19 protein-coding genes, 1 tRNA gene and 1 pseudogene are annotated in these 21,513 nt (G+C 43.8%); 6 read left to right on the forward strand and 15 right to left on the reverse strand.

The window, feature by feature from the left end:
- Positions 1–249: 249 nt before the first annotated feature.
- The 4 genes from mltA to hemL all read right to left on the reverse strand — a co-directional run bounded on the left by mltA (position 250) and on the right by hemL (position 3,932).
- Entirely contained in the window at positions 250–1,581 is a 1,332-nt protein-coding gene (gene mltA / locus MIS45_RS00705; protein ID WP_249450683.1) for a murein transglycosylase A, read from the reverse strand.
- Between the two features lie 259 nt (positions 1,582–1,840).
- A tRNA-Leu gene (locus tag MIS45_RS00710) sits at positions 1,841–1,925 on the reverse strand.
- 154 nt (positions 1,926–2,079) lie between these two features.
- The gene (locus MIS45_RS00715; RefSeq protein ID WP_249450684.1) at positions 2,080–2,379 is read right to left on the reverse strand and encodes a hypothetical protein; all 300 of its coding nucleotides are present in this window, start codon (positions 2,377–2,379) and stop codon (positions 2,080–2,082) included.
- Positions 2,380–2,645: 266 nt separating this feature from the next.
- On the reverse strand, positions 2,646–3,932 hold the full coding sequence (gene hemL, locus MIS45_RS00720) for a glutamate-1-semialdehyde 2,1-aminomutase (protein WP_249450685.1): 1,287 nt from the start codon (positions 3,930–3,932) through the stop codon (positions 2,646–2,648).
- Between the two features lie 381 nt (positions 3,933–4,313).
- Here hemL and MIS45_RS00725 point away from each other — a divergent pair, with 381 nt between their 5' ends.
- Positions 4,314–4,856 (forward strand): DUF924 family protein, encoded by a 543-nt coding sequence (locus MIS45_RS00725; protein ID WP_249450686.1) that lies wholly within the window; start codon positions 4,314–4,316, stop codon positions 4,854–4,856.
- 54 nt (positions 4,857–4,910) lie between these two features.
- On the opposite strand, the gene MIS45_RS00730 is transcribed toward MIS45_RS00725, so the two are convergent.
- Positions 4,911–5,213 (reverse strand): hypothetical protein, encoded by a 303-nt coding sequence (locus tag MIS45_RS00730; protein WP_249442769.1) that lies wholly within the window; start codon positions 5,211–5,213, stop codon positions 4,911–4,913.
- Between the two features lie 164 nt (positions 5,214–5,377).
- Between MIS45_RS00730 and MIS45_RS00735 the strand changes: the two genes are divergently transcribed.
- Positions 5,378–6,637 carry a hypothetical protein gene (locus tag MIS45_RS00735; RefSeq protein ID WP_249450687.1) on the forward strand — a complete coding sequence of 420 codons (1,260 nt, stop codon included), beginning with the start codon at positions 5,378–5,380 and terminating at the stop codon, positions 6,635–6,637.
- Positions 6,638–6,689: 52 nt separating this feature from the next.
- On the opposite strand, the gene MIS45_RS00740 is transcribed toward MIS45_RS00735, so the two are convergent.
- The 5 genes from MIS45_RS00740 to MIS45_RS00760 form a co-directional block, all read right to left on the reverse strand.
- A complete protein-coding gene (locus tag MIS45_RS00740; protein ID WP_249450688.1) occupies positions 6,690–8,006 on the reverse strand; it encodes a hypothetical protein in 1,317 nt (438 codons plus the stop codon).
- Positions 8,003–10,735 (reverse strand): DNA mismatch repair protein MutS, encoded by a 2,733-nt coding sequence (mutS, locus tag MIS45_RS00745; RefSeq protein ID WP_249450689.1) that lies wholly within the window; start codon positions 10,733–10,735, stop codon positions 8,003–8,005. Before mutS ends, MIS45_RS00740 begins: the two co-directional genes overlap by 4 nt.
- Positions 10,620–10,883, reverse strand: coding sequence for a hypothetical protein (locus MIS45_RS00750; protein ID WP_249450690.1), 264 nt, complete (start codon positions 10,881–10,883; stop codon positions 10,620–10,622). Before MIS45_RS00750 ends, mutS begins: the two co-directional genes overlap by 116 nt.
- Before the next feature lie 165 nt (positions 10,884–11,048).
- Entirely contained in the window at positions 11,049–11,966 is a 918-nt protein-coding gene (gene ftsX / locus MIS45_RS00755; protein WP_249442775.1) for a permease-like cell division protein FtsX, read from the reverse strand.
- The gene (locus MIS45_RS00760) at positions 11,963–12,616 is read right to left on the reverse strand and encodes a cell division ATP-binding protein FtsE (protein WP_249442776.1); all 654 of its coding nucleotides are present in this window, start codon (positions 12,614–12,616) and stop codon (positions 11,963–11,965) included. The genes ftsX and MIS45_RS00760 overlap by 4 nt, the downstream gene beginning before the upstream one ends.
- Positions 12,617–13,005: 389 nt before the next feature.
- Here MIS45_RS00760 and ffh point away from each other — a divergent pair, with 389 nt between their 5' ends.
- Positions 13,006–14,370, forward strand: a complete 1,365-nt coding sequence (gene ffh, locus MIS45_RS00765; protein ID WP_249450691.1) for a signal recognition particle protein — start codon at positions 13,006–13,008, stop codon at positions 14,368–14,370.
- A gap of 178 nt (positions 14,371–14,548) precedes the next feature.
- Here ffh and MIS45_RS00770 read toward each other — a convergent pair whose 3' ends face one another.
- Complete coding sequence (locus MIS45_RS00770) at positions 14,549–15,166, reverse strand: inner membrane CreD family protein (RefSeq protein WP_249450692.1); 618 nt, start codon at positions 15,164–15,166, stop codon at positions 14,549–14,551.
- Between the two features lie 317 nt (positions 15,167–15,483).
- Between MIS45_RS00770 and MIS45_RS00775 the strand changes: the two genes are divergently transcribed.
- The 3 genes from MIS45_RS00775 to dprA all read left to right on the forward strand — a co-directional run bounded on the left by MIS45_RS00775 (position 15,484) and on the right by dprA (position 18,446).
- Entirely contained in the window at positions 15,484–16,161 is a 678-nt protein-coding gene (locus tag MIS45_RS00775) for a response regulator (protein ID WP_249447008.1), read from the forward strand.
- Positions 16,155–17,123 carry a histidine kinase dimerization/phospho-acceptor domain-containing protein gene (locus MIS45_RS00780; protein WP_249450693.1) on the forward strand — a complete coding sequence of 323 codons (969 nt, stop codon included), beginning with the start codon at positions 16,155–16,157 and terminating at the stop codon, positions 17,121–17,123. Before MIS45_RS00775 ends, MIS45_RS00780 begins: the two co-directional genes overlap by 7 nt.
- 120 nt (positions 17,124–17,243) lie before the next feature.
- On the forward strand, positions 17,244–18,446 hold the full coding sequence (dprA, locus tag MIS45_RS00785) for a DNA-processing protein DprA (RefSeq protein WP_249450694.1): 1,203 nt from the start codon (positions 17,244–17,246) through the stop codon (positions 18,444–18,446).
- A 144-nt stretch (positions 18,447–18,590) separates the two neighbouring features.
- Here the strand turns inward: dprA and MIS45_RS00790 are convergent.
- The 4 genes and pseudogenes from MIS45_RS00790 to rpsB form a co-directional block, all read right to left on the reverse strand.
- Positions 18,591–19,133, reverse strand: a pseudogene (locus MIS45_RS00790) (IS630 family transposase).
- On the reverse strand, positions 19,126–19,428 hold the full coding sequence (locus MIS45_RS00795; protein WP_249441922.1) for an IS630 transposase-related protein: 303 nt from the start codon (positions 19,426–19,428) through the stop codon (positions 19,126–19,128). Before MIS45_RS00795 ends, MIS45_RS00790 begins: the two are co-directional and overlap by 8 nt.
- Positions 19,429–19,746: 318 nt before the next feature.
- Entirely contained in the window at positions 19,747–20,601 is an 855-nt protein-coding gene (gene tsf / locus MIS45_RS00800; RefSeq protein WP_249450695.1) for a translation elongation factor Ts, read from the reverse strand.
- A gap of 84 nt (positions 20,602–20,685) precedes the next feature.
- The gene (rpsB, locus tag MIS45_RS00805) at positions 20,686–21,414 is read right to left on the reverse strand and encodes a 30S ribosomal protein S2 (RefSeq protein ID WP_249450696.1); all 729 of its coding nucleotides are present in this window, start codon (positions 21,412–21,414) and stop codon (positions 20,686–20,688) included.
- Positions 21,415–21,513 lie beyond the last annotated feature (99 nt).

Here is a 21,513-nt window from a genome sequence, read left to right on the forward strand (position 1 = left end):
GGCTGCCTTTCAGTACAGCAAAAAATAACATTTTTTGAATTATAGCATAGTGATTTTTGAGTATTTTCAGGCTGCCTGAAACACAAATGCAGCCTGAAAATGTATTCAAACACATTTTCAGGCTGCATTTTGTTGATTTGATAGTCATGTCAAATAAAAATCATACCGCGTTGCCAGTGCCCTTATGTACTAGGTGTACACGGCAGTCGCTGTCACCTTGTTTTAATTTCTATTTTAAACGACTATGATTTATGGGCGATAAGTTGGCATCACACCATGTGGCAATAATTGCCATACATAGCCTGTTGCATTTTGCTTGCCTGCTGTTTGTCCAGCCGCCTCACCGTAGCCCCAGAAATAATCCACACGCACCGCGCCTTTAATTGCTGCACCTGAATCTTGTGCAACCAATAAACGATTCAAGCCGACTTTGGGATTATCGGGGTGTGTGGTTGCCAAAAATAATGGCGTACCCAATGTAATAAAACGCTTGTCCACCGCACCCGAAAAACCTGCTGTCAATGGCACGCCCATCGCACCAATCGGACCTTGTTCAGGCGAACCATCCAACACGCGGAAAAACACATAGCGTGGATTTTGTCCCAACACTTCTGCCAAATGCAAAGGATTAGCGTTTATCCATGTTTTGATACCCTGCATAGACGTTTGCGCCAACGGCAAATAATTTTTACGCGCCATATATTGCCCAATAGAGCGATACGGCAACCCATTTGCATCAGCAAAACCCAAACGCACCATTTGACCAGTTGGCGTTACCAATCTACCCGAACCTTGCACATGCAAAAAGAATAATTCCACAGGGTCATTGGCATAACCCAAAATTGGCGCACGCCCTGTTAAAGCACCGGCGTTAATTTCAGCACGCGTAAAATAAGGCACAAATTGTTTACCAACAAATCGCCCTTTTAGCACAGAACCTCGCGTTTCCACGGGAAATTGAGCCAAATTTGCTGTGTATGCACCATTGGATTGAATCGCACCCATATTTGCCGTAGTTGGATTAATACGAACCACGCCCTTACTATTTCGCAAATTGTTTGGCAATGGCACAGAAACCAAATCCATAGGTATACCATAAATAGGGAAACGCGCAGTCGTTGTAGACTGAACATTGCCTTGCAACACAGGCTCATAATACCCTGTTACCTTACCACCTAGCTGACCATTTGTACTCACTTGCCATGGAGTAAAAAATTGTTCAAAGAAGTTTTTTGCTGCCAAATCTGTATCAGGCGTTTGTGCCGCACGAGCGCATACATATTGCCATTGCGCTTGCTCAACCAATTTTAAACAACTGTTTTTAAAAGATTTCAGGCTGCCTGAAAAAGGTTGTGCATACCATTCTGGCAATTCCGCAAACGATGCCACACGATATTGCGTATTGCTATTGCTTGGGGTATGCACCAAACCATAAGGTGCAGGCGTACCTGCTGGCATCGCATTAACAGGCAATGTTGCATAATTAGGAACGGAAGCCACAGGGTCGTTTGCGCAAGCGGTTAAAGTCAGCAAAGTAGAAAGTATTAAATAAGAGAAACAACGTTTAGACACGCGGCTCATACAAAGTTTCCTTCATCAGTAAATTTAAATTTATATTTGTAATATTGATGTGTGTTGAATAAAATTTTTTCAATTATCCACTAACTTCCCACTATTTCACAAAGGAAAATTACCAATTTGGATAAAAAATTTTAATTTGTGTCGCAACTGTGTATGATACAGACATCAAAACAAAAAGGCAGCCTGAAAACCATTTTTTCAGGCTGCCTTAAAGTTGAATAGGAAAAACCCTGTTCACTTGGAACAGGGTTTAAATATTTGGTGCCCAGGGTCGGACTCGAACCGACACACCTTGCGGCGGGGGATTTTGAGTCCCCTGCGTCTACCAATTTCGCCACCTGGGCAGGTGATGAAGAAACACATTATACCGTTTTTTTTATTTGTGTAAACCACATTTTTTTATTTTTCGTTATTTATTTGTTTATAAATTATATTTTATTGTCAAAATACACAAAAAAGCAGCCTGAAAACAACTTTCAGGCTGCCTAAAAATATAAATTATTTAGCCACTTCTTCTACAACATGAACATGGTATTCACATTGGCTAGCTGTACATGCTACCATTTTTGGACGAATAGTGTATTTGCCAGATGTTGATGGTGTGAACGTAAACAAAGGATAAGTATCCGCTTCGGTGTCAGACTCAATCACTTTGCCACCGAACAACAAATCCATATCTAAATTTTTGCACGCATTTTCTTTGCAATCAGAATAAATGCCATATTGTTGTCCTGCTTTCAAATTCACAGCATAATCTTTGCTGCCACCTTGTGCCAATTTACCGCGTTGATAGAACACTTCGGCGCGTGGTGTTGCACCAAATAAATTTAAGTTTTCGCGGCGTTCTTATGACAAAGCGTCGTTCTCATCAAAAGATGGTGTAGCTATACCAACCGAACCACAAGCAGACAATACGCTTGCCACCAATACGCCATACACTAATTTTTCAGCATACAAATGTCTCCAAAAAAGCAGCCTGAATCAATGGATAACGCGGTTTCAGGCTGCTTGTCCACCGCGTTATGATTTAACGCAATGTAACATATATTTACATTTCAGAAAACTTATTTTACCATGGTTGCAAATGCTTTTTGTGCCACCGCAATGGTTTCGTCCACCAATTCTGATGTGTGCGCGGCAGACATAAAACAGGCTTCGTAAGCCGAAGGTCCAAACGCTACGCCGTTTTCCAACATGGCGTGGAAGAATTGTTTGAAACCGTCAATATTGCTGGCTGCCATGTCCGCGTAAGTATTGGGGAACTGGTCGGCAAAATACAAACCAAACATACCACCAATGCTGTCGGCGCAGAACGTTACGCCCGCATCTTTGGCGGCTTGATTGAAACCGCGTACCAAGCGTTCAGTCAGCGCGGTCAAGTTTTCATAGAAACCTGCGCGTTGGATAATTTCCAGCGTTTTCAAACCTGCGGCAACGGCAACGGGATTGCCCGACAATGTCCCTGCTTGATACACGCCGCCCAATGGCGAAATGCAATCCATGATTTCTTTTTTGCCGCCAAATGCCGCCAATGGCATACCACCGCCAATCACTTTACCCATTGTGGTCAAATCAGGTTTGATGCCGTGAATGGCTTGTGCGCCGCCCAATGCTACGCGACAACCAGTCATCACTTCATCATAAATCAGCACCGTACCGTGTTTTTCGGTAATTTGACGCAATGTTTGGACAAATTCTTGGCTGGGTTTCACCAAATTCATATTGCCTGCAATTGGTTCCAAAATCACACAGGCAATTTGTTCGCCCATTTTGTCAAAACATTCTTTCAGGCTGCCTGTATCGTTGTAGGGCAATACGATGGTGTGTTGCGTGAAATCGGCTGGCACGCCTGCAGAACTTGGATTGCCAAATGTCAGCAAACCTGAACCTGCTTTGACCAGTAAGCTATCGGAATGTCCGTGATAACAGCCTTCAAATTTGATGATTTTGTCGCGTTTGGTGTAGCCGCGTGCCAAACGAATGGCGGTCATGGTGGCTTCTGTACCAGATGAAACCAAGCGCACGCGTTCTACGCTGGGCATAATTTTGGCGATTTCTTCGGCGATGCGGATTTCGGCTTCGGTCGGCGCACCAAAAGACAAACCGTCCAAAGCGGCTTCGCGTACAGCTTCAATCACTTCGGGGTGGGCGTGTCCGACAATCGCGGGCCCCCATGAACCAACGTAATCAATGTAACGCTGACCGTTTTCGTCCCACACATACGCGCCTTGTGCTTTTTTGATGAAACGTGGAATGCCGCCCACGCTACCAAATGCGCGTACAGGCGAGTTTACGCCACCAGGGATAATGTTTTTGGCGCGAGTTAAAAGTTGTTCATTGCGATTAGTCATGATGATGTCCTTTGTTGAGGGTTGAATATTTTTCAGGCAGCCTTACAGTACACGACAAAAATCTTTCAGACTGCCTGACATCTGTTCCCTCCCACGTTGGCGGGGGTGAGTTAGGGTGGGGGTGGTTCGTTGATTTTCAAGACAACTAAATTTATTCCACAAATTTTCCCCCACCCTAGCCCTCCCCCATTGGAGATTGAGGAGGGGACAGGTTTGCGGTAACTTCAAAAAATTGTCGTATACTGTAAGGCAGCCTGAAAACCGATAATCTGACATAAAATAGTGCAAAAACGAAATTTTAACGTTTTTTCCTATTTTCAGGCAGCCTGAAAACGGTAAAATAATACTTTTGACATAATATATCAGTTGAGAGCAAATAAAATGGTGGAGAACGCACAAAATATTTTGGATTTTTGGTTTGACGAAATTAGCAAACCGTTTTGGTTTAAACAAGAAAATGAGTTTGACAACATTATCCGACAAAATTACTGGGATACTTGGACGGCGGCAGTAGCAGGAGAATTATCTGATTGGCGCGAAAGTATTTATGGTCGTTTAGCAGAGATTATTGTGATTGACCAATTTTCGCGTAATTTATTCCGTGATGATGCCCGCGCATTTGCGTATGACAGCATGGCGTTGGTATTGGCGCAAGAAGCGGTACGCGACGAAGAATTTCCTTATATGCTGACCGATTGGAAACATTTTATGTTGATGCCATTTATGCACAGCGAAAGTGCTTTGGTTCATGAACAAGCACGACGTTTATTTTCCAAACATACTTCTGCATATGCGTTGGAAGCAGAATTAAAACACAAAGAAATCATTGACCGTTTTGGGCGTTATCCACATCGTAATGCGGTATTGGGACGCACTAACACAGCGGAAGAGAATGCTTGGTTAAAGGAAAATAAAGGGTTTTAATTTTTTCAGGCTGCCTTAAACTTAATTGTATTTAAGGCAGCCTGAAAAAATTATTTACAACACCATATTTACCAAATACCGCACACCATAACCCACGCCATACAAAATCGCTGCCATAATCACCGAACTGATTAATGTAGCAAAATTGCGTACCGCAGGCATGGCAGCCTGAATTTTATTCAGTTCTTCCGCCTTGCCCTGCGCATTTTGTTCCGCTTTCACATACGCTTGGCGCACCAACAACAAACCAATCGCCAATACAAAAATGCTCGCCCAATGCAGTTGCAAAATCCCTACTGCTACACCAACAATCGTCAGCAGCGTTCCCATAAAATTGATTGTTTTTAGATTATTCATCCAATTTTCCTTTCCTAAATAAATGGCATTATAAACAAACATCGTGTTTTCAGGCTGCCTTAATGCAATCATTCAATATTGTCCACACAAAACAAAAATTTCTCTCATCTGCCATAAAATCCTTTATGATACGGTTTTTCACAACCACCCATAAAGGAAACAAAATGTCTCGTAAACCCTTATTGCTTGCCTTGGCATTGTCTGCCGCATTCTCATCAAACACATTCGCCGATACTTTGGACAATGCGCGTTCCGTCAATCAAGGTTTGAGCTCCTTGCACAAAAATCAATCCGAAGTATTTTACCAACGCAGCAGCTTGGCAAAAGGCAAAACGGCTGACCACAAAATACGTTTGGAAGCGGGTAAATATTACGCGGTGTACGGCGATTGCGATGACAACTGTACCGATTTGAATACCGATTTGCTGCTCAACGGCGCGGTAGTGGACAAAGACCATATGCAAGATTCTGCGCCCATCATCAACGTTTCGCCAGAACGCAGCGCGGATTATGTGGTACGCGCCAGCATGGTGGAATGTTCCAGCGATAAATGTGATTATCATATCAATGTCATCAATCATGGCGAAGCACCGCAAACCAGCTACAACAGCGATGAAAATGTATCGCCAACCGAATTTTTGAATCGTGAACGTGAACGCAATTTGGACAGTACGGGCAATACCAAAAATAGCGCAGGCGAAGTGTTGTACAAACGCAGTAGCATGGCAACAGGCGCACACCAAACCTTTCATGTGAATTTGAAAGCGGGTCAGCCCTATAAATTTTATGCCGATTGCGCCCCCAATAATTGTGGCGACATCAATTTGAAATTATCACACGGCGGCAAAACGCTGGAAGAAGATACTTTGGACGACCGCTATCCAATATTGCATCATACACCTGAAAAATCAGGACGTTATACTTTACGTGCGGATATGAAACAATGTCAGACCAATAAATGTGAATTTCATGTTCACGCGCTGGTGAATAATCACAACTATGAAGAAAATGATGACAGCGATGAAGTGCGCGCCGAAAACCTGACACCTGAACAGTATTTGGATTATGAACGTAAACGCAATTTAGAAATGGTGGGACAAGGCGATAATCAAGATGCGGAAATCTTTTACCAACGCGATAAATTGGCAACGGGCAAATCAGCAGATTTCAGCGTGAATTTGAAAGCCAAACAAAACTACCGCATTTTTGCAGATTGTTCGCCCAAATCATGTGGCGACATCAATATGGAATTGCTGCACGATGGCAAAGTAGTGGACAAAGACACAGACGCAGATGTGTACCCGATGTTGTTTGTTGAGCCAGAGCAAGAAGGCAAATACACCGTGCGCGTGAACATGGAACAATGCAAAGAAGAATCTGCTTGTGAATTTCAAGTTCAAATTATTGATTTAAAAAATAATTAAATATAAAAAGGCAGCCTGAAAAAATATTTTTCAGGCTGCCTAAAATTCATACTTACAATTTTACTGCTATCGTTCCTATCTCGCGTTCACCATTTTTCGGCGCATACCATTCAAATTCAATATCTTGCTGTGTCGGGCTTAACCACAATTTCCGATATGGGCTACTCCATTGTTGCAACACATTTTCCGCCTGATTTTTTCGCTCTGCTTCGGGCAATTTTGCCAAAGTTAAGGCAGCCTGAAACGCACGTAATTTCATATCCGAATCCTGCAAACGGCGCGGATACACCGTATAAGATGGCTCTGCCAGATACAATAACACACAACCCGCTACATTCCGCACACACGCAATGTGTTCCCAAACCTTATCTTGCGACACGAATTCATCAACCATTTCATCGCTAATCATTTGCTGCTGTACCAATGGGGAACAAGTATACGCCAAAGAAGGGGCGCTTTGTGCAATGGTCATATCTGCATTGTAAAACAATTTTGTATACCATTTTTCCATACGCTGGAACGTGTTTTTCAGAAACAAAAATTCCCCTTTCATTGCTGCACACATGACTTGCGCAGTACGTTCCGTTTGTGGCTGCAAATGGCGCACACAACTTTCAGGCAGCCTGTGCGCTAATTCAGGCTGCTGTTGTATAAAATACGCCAAATAATCCGCACTTTGATTCAACATCACGCTGCTAATCATCGCATCAAGTAACATTTGATGAGTCGTATTTTGCAATTTTCGCGCCAAATCCGCTTGTGTGCACATATTCAACACCGCTTGCTCACGCTGATTATTGTGCCAATTCATTGTGGCTTGAGCTTGTGGAAAACGCACCAAAATCTGAAAAGCAGGCAAACGCATTTGCACCATCATGTTTTCATCGCCCCAATTCTTTTCCGCAAAATGCGCCATCTCATAACCATCATATTGATTTAAATCAGCAATATTATTCAATACCGCCTGATATTGATTGTGCCATTGTTGATACTGTGCCCCATGTTGCGCTACTTTTTCCACACATTTGCTGGGCGTAGCGCATTTCAAAAAATCTGCTTCCCCAATCAAATCCATGCCCAAATTGCGCTCCGCCAACGCCGCAGGCTCATCGCCGCCCCACAATAAATAATGTTGATGTTTTTCAAATAATTCATAGGCTTGCTGTGCATTTTCCGTGCGATACGGCAATAAATACAAAGCCGCCGTGCCATCACGCGCAATCAGCGCAAGTGGCTTTGGCTCTTGCAAGATTTTCAGGCTGCTGTTTTGTTTATCCGCCAACTGATTTTGCGCCAACATCGCCGCCACAAAACACAATAACACCAGCCCCAATATTGCCCATAATCCACGAATAAACCATTGTTTCATAACAAACCTTTCAACTCATACACCAAATCCAAAGCCTGCCGCGCTGTCAATTCATCGGGATTGATTTGTGCCAATTTTGTCGCAATCAGGCTGCCTGAAATATTTTCCGTTTCATCTTCTGTTTCCACTGGCGCAAACAAATCCAATTGCCTGTCTGCATGTTGATTTTCCAATGATTTCAACTGCTTCTGTGCCGCTTTTAAAGCGCGTGGCGGCAAACCTGCCAATTTCGCCACCGCAATGCCATAACTTTTCTCCGCCGCACCATCTTGCACATTATGAAGAAAAACAATGTCTTGCCCCTGCTCCAACGCCGACAAATGCCGATTAAACACAGCTGAATAATTTTCAGGCAGCCTTGTTAATTCAAAATAATGCGTGGCAAACAGCGTGAGTGATTGATTTTTCTGCAACAAATGTTCCGCAATCGCGTGCGCCAATGCCAAACCGTCAAAAGTGGATGTGCCGCGCCCCACTTCGTCCATTAAAACAAGCGATTGCGGCGTAGCGTGGTGCAAAATATACGCCGTTTCCGACATTTCCACCATAAACGTGGAACGGTTGCCCGCCAAATCATCGCTTGCGCCAATCCGCGTAAAAATCTGGTCAATTTTGCCAATAAGTGCTTGTTCTGCTGGCACAAAACAGCCCGTGTGCGCCAACAACACAATCAACGCCACCTGCCGCATATAAGTGGATTTACCGCCCATATTCGGGCCCGTCAGCAAACACACGCGCTGCGCCGAATCCAGCCGCGTATCATTCGGCGTAAATCGCGTAAGCTGTTGTTCCACCACAGGATGTCGCCCTGCCACAATGCTCAATTCCGCGCCATCGCTGAATTGCGGCATGGTGTAAGCATACTGCTGCGCCGTGTGCGCGAAACTGCACAACACATCCAAAGTCGCCGCCGCTTTCGCCGCCTGCTGCAACACATTTAAGGCAGCCTGCAATTGGGTAAGCAATTGTTCATACAATACTTTTTCCAATGCCAATGCTTTATCTTGCGCCGCCAAAAATTTGTCTTCAAACGCTTTCAATTCGGGCGTGATAAACCGCTCGGCATTTTTCAGCGTTTGGCGACGTTGATAGTCGCTAGGTGCTTGTTCTGCCTGATTTTTGGATAATTCAATATAAAAACCATGCACGCGGTTAAATTCCACTTTCAGCGTGGACAATTGCGTGCGCTCGCGTTCACGCTGTTCTAATTCACGCAAAAAATCATCGCCATGCGTTTGCAAATGGCGTAATTCATCTAACTCATTGTTATAATGATTGTTTATTACGCCACCATCTTTCAGCCACACCGATGGTTCGGGCAATAAGGCAGCCTGCAATAATTCGCCCACCGCTTGCGTTTGCGGAAAACATGCCGCCAATGTATCCAATAAACTGCTGTTTGGTAAACGAATCTGCTGCAAAATCAGCAAACCATCACGCAACGCCGATAAATCACGCGGTCGCGCCGTTCCCAACGCAATTCGCGCGACAATGCGTTCCATATCCGCCAGATTTTTCAGGCTGCCTGAAATTTCCTCGCGCGATTGAGGATTGTGTGAATACATTTGAGATTGCGCGACACTTGCCCCCTCCCCCGACTGGCGGGGGAGGGTTGGGGTGGGGGTGGCACTTTCGGGCGTAGACAAATTTGCATTATCCTCGCTGTTTTGCCCCCACCCTAGCTCTCCCCCGTTAAGGACGGGGGAGGGAATAGCTTGCAGGCTGCCTGAAAACGAGTTGCCCGAAATCAAGGCTTGCACCGCGTCCAAACGCGCCTGAATATGCTCACGATTTCGCAAAGGATGGTGCAACCAATGCGCCAACAAACGGCTACCCATGTGCGTCACACATTCATCTAAAACCGAAAACAGCGTAGGCGATTTTTTGCCACTCAAAGTGGCGGTGATTTCCAAATTGCGCCGCGTTGCCGCGTCCAGCGCGATAAACTGGTTTTCCGTTTCCAAAGTCAGCGCATCCATATGCGGTGGAAGCTGATTTTGCGTTAATTTCAAATAGTTAAGCAATGCACCCGCCGCCGAAATCGCCGCTGAATGCTCGTCTAAATCCAAACCAAAACCGCGCAAATCTTGGCTACCAAAATATTCGGTTAATAATTTAAACGCGGTATCGGGTGCAAATTGCCATGAATTCAAACGGCTAACGGGGATTTTTGGACAATTTTCAGGCAGCCTGAAATTGGAATCACACAATAATTCCGCCACATTCAGCCGCGCCAATTCGTCTACTAATTTATTGATGTCAATGATTTTTACCCGAAACTCGCCGCTTTCCAACGCCGCCCACGCCAAAGCACTTTGTTTTTTGCCAACAAACAAGGCGGCGACACGGTTGGTTTCCTTGTCTTCCAGCAGCGCAGAATCGGTCAGCGTGCCAGCCGTTACAATGCGAACGACTTTGCGCTCCACGATTTTTGCCGCGCCCACTTCGCCCACCTGCTCGCAAATCGCCACGCTGCAACCGAGTTTGACCAATTTCGCCAAATGCTGCTCCACCGCGTGATACGGAACGCCCGCCATTTTGATGGCTTCGCCATTGTGTTGCCCGCGTGTGGTGAGCGTGATGTCCAATAATTTCGCTGCCTGCACCGCGTCATCAAAAAACAATTCGTAAAAATCGCCCATGCGGTAAAACACCAGCTTGTCGGCGTGTTCGGCTTTGATGGTTAGGTATTGTTGCATCATGGGCGATGGCGGTTTGGTGGCGGTCATGGTGTGTTCCTGTGAATGAAAATGCGCGGATTTTACGAGATTTCAGGCTGCCTGAATATGTTTGGAATGTATTTTCCAGCATATTTAGGCAGCCTGAAAAGCTAAAATCGTGAATGGTATGTGGATTAGATACAATCATTCCATTCACGATAAAAATACAAAAAGCAGCCTGAAACAATATTTTCAGGCTGCCTTATTTGTATAGTCGTTTCAAATTAAAATAGGACAAGGCAACAACGACCGCCGTGTACGAGTAGTACATAAGGGCGTTGGCAACGCTGTACTATTTGTATTTGAAACGACTATAAAACATCTAATTGCGTTTTGCACGGAAATGATACAAATGCTGCGTAACCGCCAACCATGCACCACCCATACCCAACGCACACGTTACCAACAACACCAGCACAATTTCCCACACATTAAACGTGCGCCATTGCAAACTAATCCCGTATGGCGAAAAAATCTGTGTAACCAAAGGCTGACTTGCTTTCATAATCCAAGTACACAACGCCAAACTAATCCCAGCCGACAGCAAACTTTGCCACGCTGCCTGATACAAAAACGGGCGACGCACAAACGAAGACGGCGCACCCAATAATTTCGTGATTTCAATTTCTTCCTTGTGGCTCAAAATTTGCAAGCGAATTGTGTTATGCGCGACTAACACAAACGCCAAACCCAAAGTAATCGCCAAGAACCAGAAAATTTTGTCCACCAATTTATTGAATTGATACAAAGTTTGCATCCATTCTTTGTCCATTTGCGTACTTTCCACCATCGGATAATGCGACAATTCATCTTGCAAAGCCGCAATGGATTCAGGATTATTTTCCGCTGGCGTAACCACAAAAGCATCAGGCAAAGGATTTTCATCTAACATAGACACAATATCCTGCGTGCCCATTGCCTGCTGCATTTCCGCCAAACCATCGTCTTTGCTGACAAATTTACTCTCTTTCACGCGACGGTCGCCCGACAACAAATTGCGTACATTTTCATTATCCGCCTCGTTGGCTTCCTGCTCCATGTACAACGTGATTTGTGGCACTTCGCTCAATTTATCCAACACATCTTTGCCACTTTGTACACTCAAATACAAAGTCAGTGGCAAAGTCATCGCAATCGCCAACATCGCCAAAATCAGCAACATCGCCACAGGTTGTTTGAAAAAATACTGCGCCGCACGTTTCGCACTTTCCGCGTGCAACGAAAGATAATTACTGTTCATGATGCAAATCTACCTTCCTGCAAACGCAAAATACGATGCCCATAATCCTGCATCAAAGTTTCATCGTGCGCTGACACAATTACCGTTGTACCCACCTCGTGGAAAGTTTTGAACAATTCCATAATATCCAGTGCATAAGCACGGTCAAGGTTGGCAGAAGGTTCGTCCGCAATCAGCAAACTGGGTTGATGCACCACCGCACGCGCAATACACAAGCGTTGTTGCTCACCGCCTGATAAACCATTGGGGTCATCTTTTTCACGTCCACTCAAACCCACTTTTTCAATTGCCACACGCGCCCGTTTTTCGGCAGATTTATTGTCGTAACCAATAATTCGCAAGGGTAACATCACATTTTGCAACACATTGCGGTCGTACAAAATTTTGTGGTCTTGGAACACGATGCCAATGTGTTGGCGCAAATAGCACAGTTGGTTATCGGTCAGCGAACCCAAATCATGTTTGTTAATCAACACCTTGCCCGTAGTCGGCTTGGTAATCCCAGCAATTAAACGCAAAATGGTGGATTTGCCCGCACCCGAATGTCCAGCCACGAAAATCATTTCGCCTTTGCCAATATTGAAGCTGACATTTTTCAGGGCTTGAAAACCTCCAGGGTAAGTTTTGGAAACAGATTCAAAACGTATCATTTTCTTATGCTTGTGTAAAAAAATCAGGCTGATTATACGCGATTTTGTATTTTCAGGCAGCCTGAAACAATATGTGGATAAAATTGTGAATTATCTGTGTGGTTTTTGTGTAAATAAGGCAGATAAGTTGTGTATATTTCAGGCTGCTTTGTAGATAAATTTGGGGATAAGGTGTGATTTATACACAATGATGTTTAAAATAATGCGTTTGTATCAAGGTAGCCTGAAAAACCATTAGCTGCTACACATCGAAAACCGCTATCTTGTTATATATTATGATAAAATACGTCAATTTTAACATTTTTTATTTTTCAGGCAGCCTTTGATTGTCTATTTCATATAGGTAGCCTGAAACCCAACTGTATATTAATCTTATTTTAGAGAACATCATGTTAGATAATTTAACCCAACGATTTGGCAAAGTATTCAAAAACATACGCGGACAATCCAAATTAAGCGAAGACAATATTAAAGAAGCCTTGCGCGAAGTACGCTTGGCGTTGCTGGAAGCGGACGTGGCTTTGCCGATTGTGAAAGATTTTGTGAACCAAGTGAAAGAACGCGCTTTGGGACACGAATTTGCTAATCATTTAACGCCAGACCAAGCCTTTTTCGGCATCGTGAACGAAGCTTTGGTTGAACTGATGGGCAAGGAAAACAGCGGTTTGAATTTGGCTGCTGTGCCACCTGCCACGGTCTTGATGGCAGGTTTGCAAGGTGCGGGTAAAACCACAACCGTTGGTAAATTGGCGCGTTTAATCAAGGAACAAGATGCGAAGAAAAAAATCTTGCTCGTGTCTGCTGACGTGTATCGCCCTGCCGCGATTGAACAATTAAAATTGTTAGCGGAACAAGTTCATGTGGATTTTTTCCCATCAGATGTGTCGCAAAATCCCGTGCAAATTGCGCGTGAAGCGCAGGAATATGCCAAAAAACATTTTTATGATGTGTTGATGGTGGATACGGCGGGTCGTTTGGCGATTGATTCGGAAATGATGGCGGAAATTCGTGCCATTCATGTGGCGATTAAGCCTGTGGAAACCTTGTTTGTGGTGGATGCGATGCTGGGTCAAGATGCGGTCAATACGGCAAAAGCGTTTGACGAAGCTTTACCGCTGACAGGCGTGATTTTGACCAAAATGGACGGCGATTCGCGCGGTGGTGCGGCGTTGTCGGTGCGTCAAGTTACAGGCAAACCGATTAAATTTATTGGTATCGGCGAAAAAATCAATGGTTTAGAGCCATTTTATCCTGACCGCATTGCCAGCCGCATTTTGGGCATGGGCGATGTGATGACGCTGATTGAAGATGTGCAAAAAGGCATTGATGAAGATGTTGCCAAAGAAATGGCGCAGAAATTAAATCGCGGCAAAAACTTTGATTTGAATGACTTTAAAGCGCAAATTCAGCAAATGCGTAATATGGGTGGTTTTGAGAATTTGCTGTCTAAAATGCCGGGGGAATTGGGGCAGTTGTCCAAACAAATCCCCGAAGGTACGGCGGAAAAGGCGATGGGTCATGTGGAAGCCATCATCAATTCTATGACGCCAAAAGAACGTGCCAATCCTGCTATCATCAAGGCGAGCCGCAAAAAACGCATCGCAGCGGGTTCGGGTACAACGGTGCAAGAAGTAAACAAAATGCTGAAACAATTTGAGCAGTCGCAACAAATGATGAAGATGTTTAGTGGTAAAAACATTCAAAAATTGATGCGTATGGCGAAGGGAATGAAAGGAATGTTCCCTGGTATGTAACAGAATTCTTCAGGCTGCTTTTATGTGGAACTTTTACACATAGGCAGCCTGAAAACTGTGTGTATCATTTGTGGATAAGTTCATTATCTGACTGAATCATATTCATATTTTTAAATTGCACAAAAAATAGGCAGCCTGAAAAGATTTTGCGTTTTTCAGGCTGCCTATTTTGTTGTAATTACAATTCCATGTATCGGTCTTCTCGTATCATACGTCCTTTTCTTTTTGGTTTGCTGTGTTTTTCGCTTTCGGCATACCAATCTACATAGCGCGTGCTGTACATCACGCCAAATAAAGTGGCAAACAATAAGCATGAACCCACCAATAAATTATATTGCTGCATTCTCAACAAGATAAACATGGTTGCGTATGCCAAACACAATAATCCAACCATAATCAACACGCCGCTTGCGTTGGCAAGCACAAACCGCAAATACCAAAAGAGCAAGCCAATACAAGCAATTGCGCCAAGCAGATATGCCATCTCAAAACCAATGTGTTCCGCAAACGATAGCAACAGCAAATAAAATATGGACAATGCCGCGCCCACCAAAACATATTGAATTGGATGAATGCGCCAATCTTGCAAAATTTCGCTCAAAAAGAAAGCGGCAAACACCATAATCACCAACACCATGCCATATTTCACGCTGCGAATAATCATGCGGTAATCTTCCACGCTCAATAATTCGCTGGAATGATAATAGCCGCGTTGCACCGCCAATGCATGAATAATTTGCAAAACCAGTGCAAACACCACGCATAAACCCAGTATGCTCCATAATTTTTTTGTCATTTTAAACCTCGTTTCTGTTTATTTCAGGCAGCCTGAAAAATATGTTTTTCTTGCAAAATAATCTTTTTCAGGCTGCCTACTGAATTAGTGGATTCAATTTAAATCAGGACAAGGCGACAGCGACCGCCGTGTACACCTAGTACATAAGGGAGCTGGCAACGCTGTACTGGTTTAAATTGAATTCACTATACAACGGTACGCATTATGCAAAATAAACATAAAACTTCTGTGAGCAAATTATGAAGAATTGATGAAGATTGAATGCACGACACACGGTTCAGATTGCGAGAGCTTGCCGATTCATGCACAATAAGCACATGAATCCACATATCCTTATTCTTGAAGACGAACGCGAAATTGCCGAATTGGTGGAAATGGCGTTATCACGCGCCCATTGTTCCGCGCGCATCGCCGTTACCGCACACCAAGCCCAACAATTATTGGCGCAAGAAACATTTGATTTATTGCTGCTTGATGTGGGATTGCCCGACATCAACGGCTTTGATTTTCTCAAAATCGTACGCGCACAATACGATTTACCCGTGATGATGCTGACCGCGCAAGACGAAGAAACCGACCGCATTTTGGGTTTAGAATTAGGCGCAGATGATTATTTAGGTAAACCATTTAGTCCACGCGAATTGGTGGCACGCATCAAAGCCATATTGCGCCGCACACACATTCAAAAGCAGCCTGAAAACGACAACACAACGCTGTGGCAAGATGATATCCAAGCGCATTGCATTCGGTATCGTGGACAAGCGTTGCCGCTTACTGTCGGCGAATACCGTTTATTGCGTACCTTGTTGCAACGCCGCGAACGAGTGTTCAGCCGCGAAGAATTGCTCACCGCCATGTTTGGCGACCATCATCCGTCCGACCCCACTACAATCAATACCCATATCCGCGCCCTGCGTCAAAAATTACGCGCCGCCAATATTGACGAAAGCTGTATTCGGACACATCACGGTTTGGGATACAGTTTCACATGTTGAAATATTTTAAACACATCAGCTTACGTTTATTTTTTATCTTACTCGGCATATCCACGCTGCTGACCGCATGGGCATGGTTTAATCATCAAGCCTATATTCACTGGCTCATTGGCTTGAATTTATTGGTATTGGCAACACTCGCATGGTGGCTGGCACGCAGCATCAATCGCATTCGGGATTATGCAGAAGCAATGGCAGCCAACCGCATCGCCCAAAAACCACAATTTGGCGACAGTTATTTGTATCGGCTCGTCAATGCCATTGCCCATTTGCGCGATGAACTGAATCATCGGCAACACATTGAAAACTATGTTTTGGGTTTAACGCACGAACTTAAAACCCCACTTACCGCACAACAAGCCGCATTAGAATTGCTGCAAGACAGCGAACTTTCCGCCGAACAACAACAATTAGTCAGCAGAATTTTGCGTAATAGCCAAAAACAACAACAATTGATTACGCAATTATTAGAATTGGCACGTTTGGAAAATTGCGACAGCTTGCAAACCATGCAAACCGTTGATTTATTAGCCATCAGCCAGCAAGCCGCGCAAGATTGCGAAACCAATTGTCAAGCCAAACAATTGCAGATTAGCGTGGCGAGTGAACAAATTTATTATTTACAAGGCGACCCCGTTTTGTTGCGGCAAGCGGTGGATAATTTGCTGTATAACGCGCTGGATTTTGCAACCGCCCACAGCCAAATCCACATTGGTTTACTGGATACGCCAGAAAAAATCCATTTGTATGTGGATAATCAAGGCGAACACATTCCCGATTACGCGCTAAACAAAATCCCACAACGATTTTATTCTTTACCGCGCGCCAATGGTCGGCGCAGTAGTGGCTTGGGTTTAAATTTTGTTTCCGAAATCATGCGTTTGCATCATGGCGATTTGATTTTAAGCAATCAGCAAAATGGTGTGCGTGCCACTTTGGTTTTCACAAAAAATACAGATTAGTGTTGCTGAGAAACAGAAGAATTGGATACTAATATTGGTTTAACCATATTTTCAGGCTGCCGATTGCGTTTTACAGAAAATTTAATCAACAAAATTTGAAAGATAAATAAAGGAACATACATGACTGAATCCGAACGCTACGCATGGTTGCAACTGGCTTTCACACCCTATGTTGGTGCGGAAACTTTTGCGCAGTTGCTGGCAACATTTGGCACACCGCAAGCAGCTTTGAGTGCCCCAGCCGATGCCATCGCCCAGCAAGGCAAACACGCCAAACAAGCAGCAGCAAAATGGCACGACACCACATTAGCACGACAAGCAACTGATGCCGCGCTGACTTGGGCACAACAAGATGGCTGCCGTTTGATGCTGTCTTGCGATGACGATTATCCTGCGCTATTGGCAGAAGGCATCACCGCACCACCCGTATTATTTTTGCGTGGCAATACGGCATTGTTACATCAAACATCGGTTGGCATAGTCGGTAGTCGCCACGCGACACCACAAGCCATGCGGATTGCCCAAGATTTTGGTAGGGCATTGAGTGAACATAATATTACGGTTATTTCAGGCATGGCAGCAGGCATTGATACCGCCGCGCATATTGGCGCATTGTGTGGCGCAGGCAGCACGATTGCCGTATGGGGAACAGGCATTGACCGCATTTATCCCGCATCCAACCAAAAATTGGCACGCGATATTGCCGACAAAGGCTTGATTATTTCCGAATTTCCCTTGGAGACCCGTCCATTGGCAGGCAATTTTCCGCGCCGCAACCGCATCATCGCCGCGCAAAGCCACGCCGTTTTGGTGGTGGAAGCCGCATTGGAAAGTGGTTCGTTGATTACTGCCAGACAAGCCGCCGAAATGGGGCGCGATGTGATGGCAATACCTGGTTCCATAGACAATCCGCACAGCAAAGGCTGCCACAAACTCATCAAAGAAGGGGCAAAATTAGTAGAATGTTTGGACGATATTTTGAGTGAATTGGGACATATTTTGCCTGATAAGGCTTATCCACAATTTTCAGGCAGCCTGAAAACATCTGTTAAAGCACATACCAAACACAATTTATCCACAAAAACATCCACAAATCCTGTGATGATAAATAATGCCAGTTTTCAGGCTGCCTCTACGCCCATTACAACAATAGATACGGCTCATTCCTTGTTGCAACAAATGGGCTACGACCCTGTTCATCCCGATACTTTGGCAGCAAATAGCTCATTATCTGCCAGCGATATTTATGCCTTGCTGACAGAATGGGAATTGGAAGGAATTGTGGCAAGTTTAGCAGGTGGACGCTATCAACGAATTAAATAATCCACATTTTATCCACAGAATAATTTATAGTGGATTCAATTTAAACCAGTACAGCGTTGCCAGCTCCCTTATGTACTATGTGTACACGGTGGTCGCTGTTGCCTTGTCCTGATTTAAATTGAATCCACTATATAGATAAAGAAATTAAAATTCGGTACACAACCAAGTAAAATAAAAAAACAAAGAGTGAATGCAATCCAATAACCAATCTTGACGTAAATGTTTAATCCAAGCCCAAGTGTGCTCAATTAAATTCAAATCAGGACAGTATGGCGGTAACCATAAAATCACATGCCCTTATAAAACAATAAGCTCTTGAATGTCCTGACGTTTGTGAAAAGTCGCATTATCCATTACCAAAACACTGTTGGGCGGTAATTGTGGCAGTAAAACGTTTTGAACCCATGAATAAAACACATCTGAATTGATGCTGAATTCATACAAACCCACTGCAATCAATTGATTTTGGTACAGTGCGCCAATGGCATTGGTTGTGTTTTTGATTTGCCAGTTGTGATTGCCATGACAAACTTGTCCTCTTGGCGCATAGGCATAAGGACGATAAGTTTGGTTTTTAAAACCACTTTCATCAATATAAACAATAGGACGTTTCTCTTGCTCATACTGTTGTTTTAATGAGAGAAATTGTTCAATTGTTTCGGGTTGAGCTTTGGGGTGTTTAAGAATCTTTTTTTTGAGTGATTTTTAGCCGTTTAAGTGCCACACCAATGGCTCTTTGTGAACAGTTAAAGCGAACAGCGCGTTCTCTTTGAAAATCATCAGGAAATTGTTCTACGTCTTTTCGCAATAATTCATCATTGATTTTATTGGTTCTTTTGGGGTAGGGTTTACGTTCAATGCATTTTTTCCATAGTTGAATGGTACTGCGACTGATGCCATATTCCGCTGCCAATTCACGGTAGCTGTAACCCGAATTTAATTTTTCTAAAATCATTTGGCGATAATCTTGTGAATAAGCCATAACTGTTCTCCTGTGTGTACCGTTTATTTAATTCTACACCTATATTTGATATTCATAGTCGGAAACATTTGCAAATGCAAAACCTATTCAAGCAGCCTGACAACTCGTAGGTCAGATACTCGTATCCGATATTTTTAAATTATAGTTATTCCAAATTAACACAGACAAGGCGATAGCGACCGTCGTGTACAATGAGTACATAAGGGAGCTGGTTAAATTGAATTCACTATATTTTTATTTCAACCGACTATAAAATACAAAAGGCAGCCTGAAAACTTTGTCCAAATTTTCAGGCTGCCTATTATATTAAATAACAGATTAAACTTTTGCTGCTGCTGCAACTTCAGCTGCGTAATCCACAACGGCTTTCTCAATGCCATCACCCACTTTGTAGCGTGCGAATGACAAGATTTCTGTGCCGTTTTCTTTTGCAAATTGAGCCACAGTTTGGTCTGGGTTCATCACGAATGCTTGACCGTTCAAAGACACTTCTGCCAAGAATTTTTTAATGCGACCTTCAACCATTTTCGCTGCAATTTCAGCAGGTTTACCAGATTCAATCGCTTGTTGCGTGTAGATGTGGCGTTCTTTTTCAACGGTTTCAGCATCCACTTGATCTTCGCGCACGCATTGAGGTTTAGAAGCAACGATGTGCATACCAATTTTACGCGCCACTTCTTCGCTGCCGGTGTACTCAACCAATACGCCTTCGGTCGCCAAAGCACCGTGAATGTAAGCCACCAATTCGCCAGAAGTTTCAATTACTTGGAAACGGCGTACAGACATGTTTTCGCCCAATTTAGCGATAACGGCTTTGCGCTCTTCTTCTACCAAAGCAGACAATTCTTCAACAGTCGCAGGTTTTTTCTCAAGCGCAGTTTTCGCAACAGAGTTTGCAAATGCCACAAAACCCGCGTCTTTTGCCACGAAGTCAGTTTCGCAGTTTACTTCCACCAACGCACCTACTTTGCCTTCAATCGCAAATGCCAACACGCCTTCAGCAGCCGTACGACCAGCCAATTTACCAGCTTTAGCACCTGATTTAATACGCAAAATTTCTTCGGCTTTTTCAAAATTGCCTTCGGCTTCTACCAGCGCTTTTTTGCATTCCATCATGCCCAAACCAGTCGCAGCACGCAAATCAGCAACCATTTTTGCAGTAATTTCTGCCATGTTGTTCTCCAATATATTGAAATTAATTAAATTCAAAATAGGCTGCCTGAAACGGTTTTCAGGCAGCCTGAAAAAACAAAAGCCTTATTCAGCCGCTTGTTGAGCAGCTGCTACAGTTTCTGCAACCGCTTGATTTTTGCCTTCCAATACCGCGTCAGCAATACCACGACAGTATAAACGAATAGCTTTAGCAGAGTCATCGTTACCAGGAATAACGTGTTTTACCAAATCAGGGCTATTGTTAGTATCCACAACAGCAATCACAGGAATACCTAATTTAGCAGCTTCAACCAAAGTACCGTGTTGGTAACCTGTATCAATCACGAAAATTGCATCAGGTAAACCTTTCATACCTTTGATACCACCCAAAGAGCGTTCCAATTTTTCCACTTCGCGGGTCATGTCCAACAATTCTTTTTTATTGTAGCCACTACTTTCCGCGTTTGCCAACAAAGCAGCTTTTTCTTCCAAGCGTTTGATGGATTGTTTCACAGTTTTGTAGTTGGTCAACATACCACCCAACCAGCGATAATCAACGTAAGGCATACCAGCGCGTTGTGCTTCTTCTTTAATAATTTCACGAGCTTGGCGTTTTGTACCTACAAACAAGATAGTACCTTTATTGGCAACCAAACGGCGTACCACTTCTTGCGCTTCGTTAAACAAAGGCAAGGTTTTTTCCAAGTTGATGATGTGGATTTTGTTGCGCGCACCAAAAATGTATTGCGCCATTTTTGGATTCCAGTAACGAGTTTGGTGACCGAAATGTACGCCAGCTTCAATCATTTGGCGCATAGTAACTTGAGAAGACATTGAATTTCCTAAAAAATATAAGGGTTAAAAAGCATACACATTTCTGCCAGAATTCTCAAACATCTGAAAACACCCTTAACGCGAAATGTGCTGTGCATA

The sequence above is a fragment of the Wielerella bovis genome (assembly GCF_022354465.1).
Classification (GTDB): domain Bacteria; phylum Pseudomonadota; class Gammaproteobacteria; order Burkholderiales; family Neisseriaceae; genus Wielerella; species Wielerella bovis.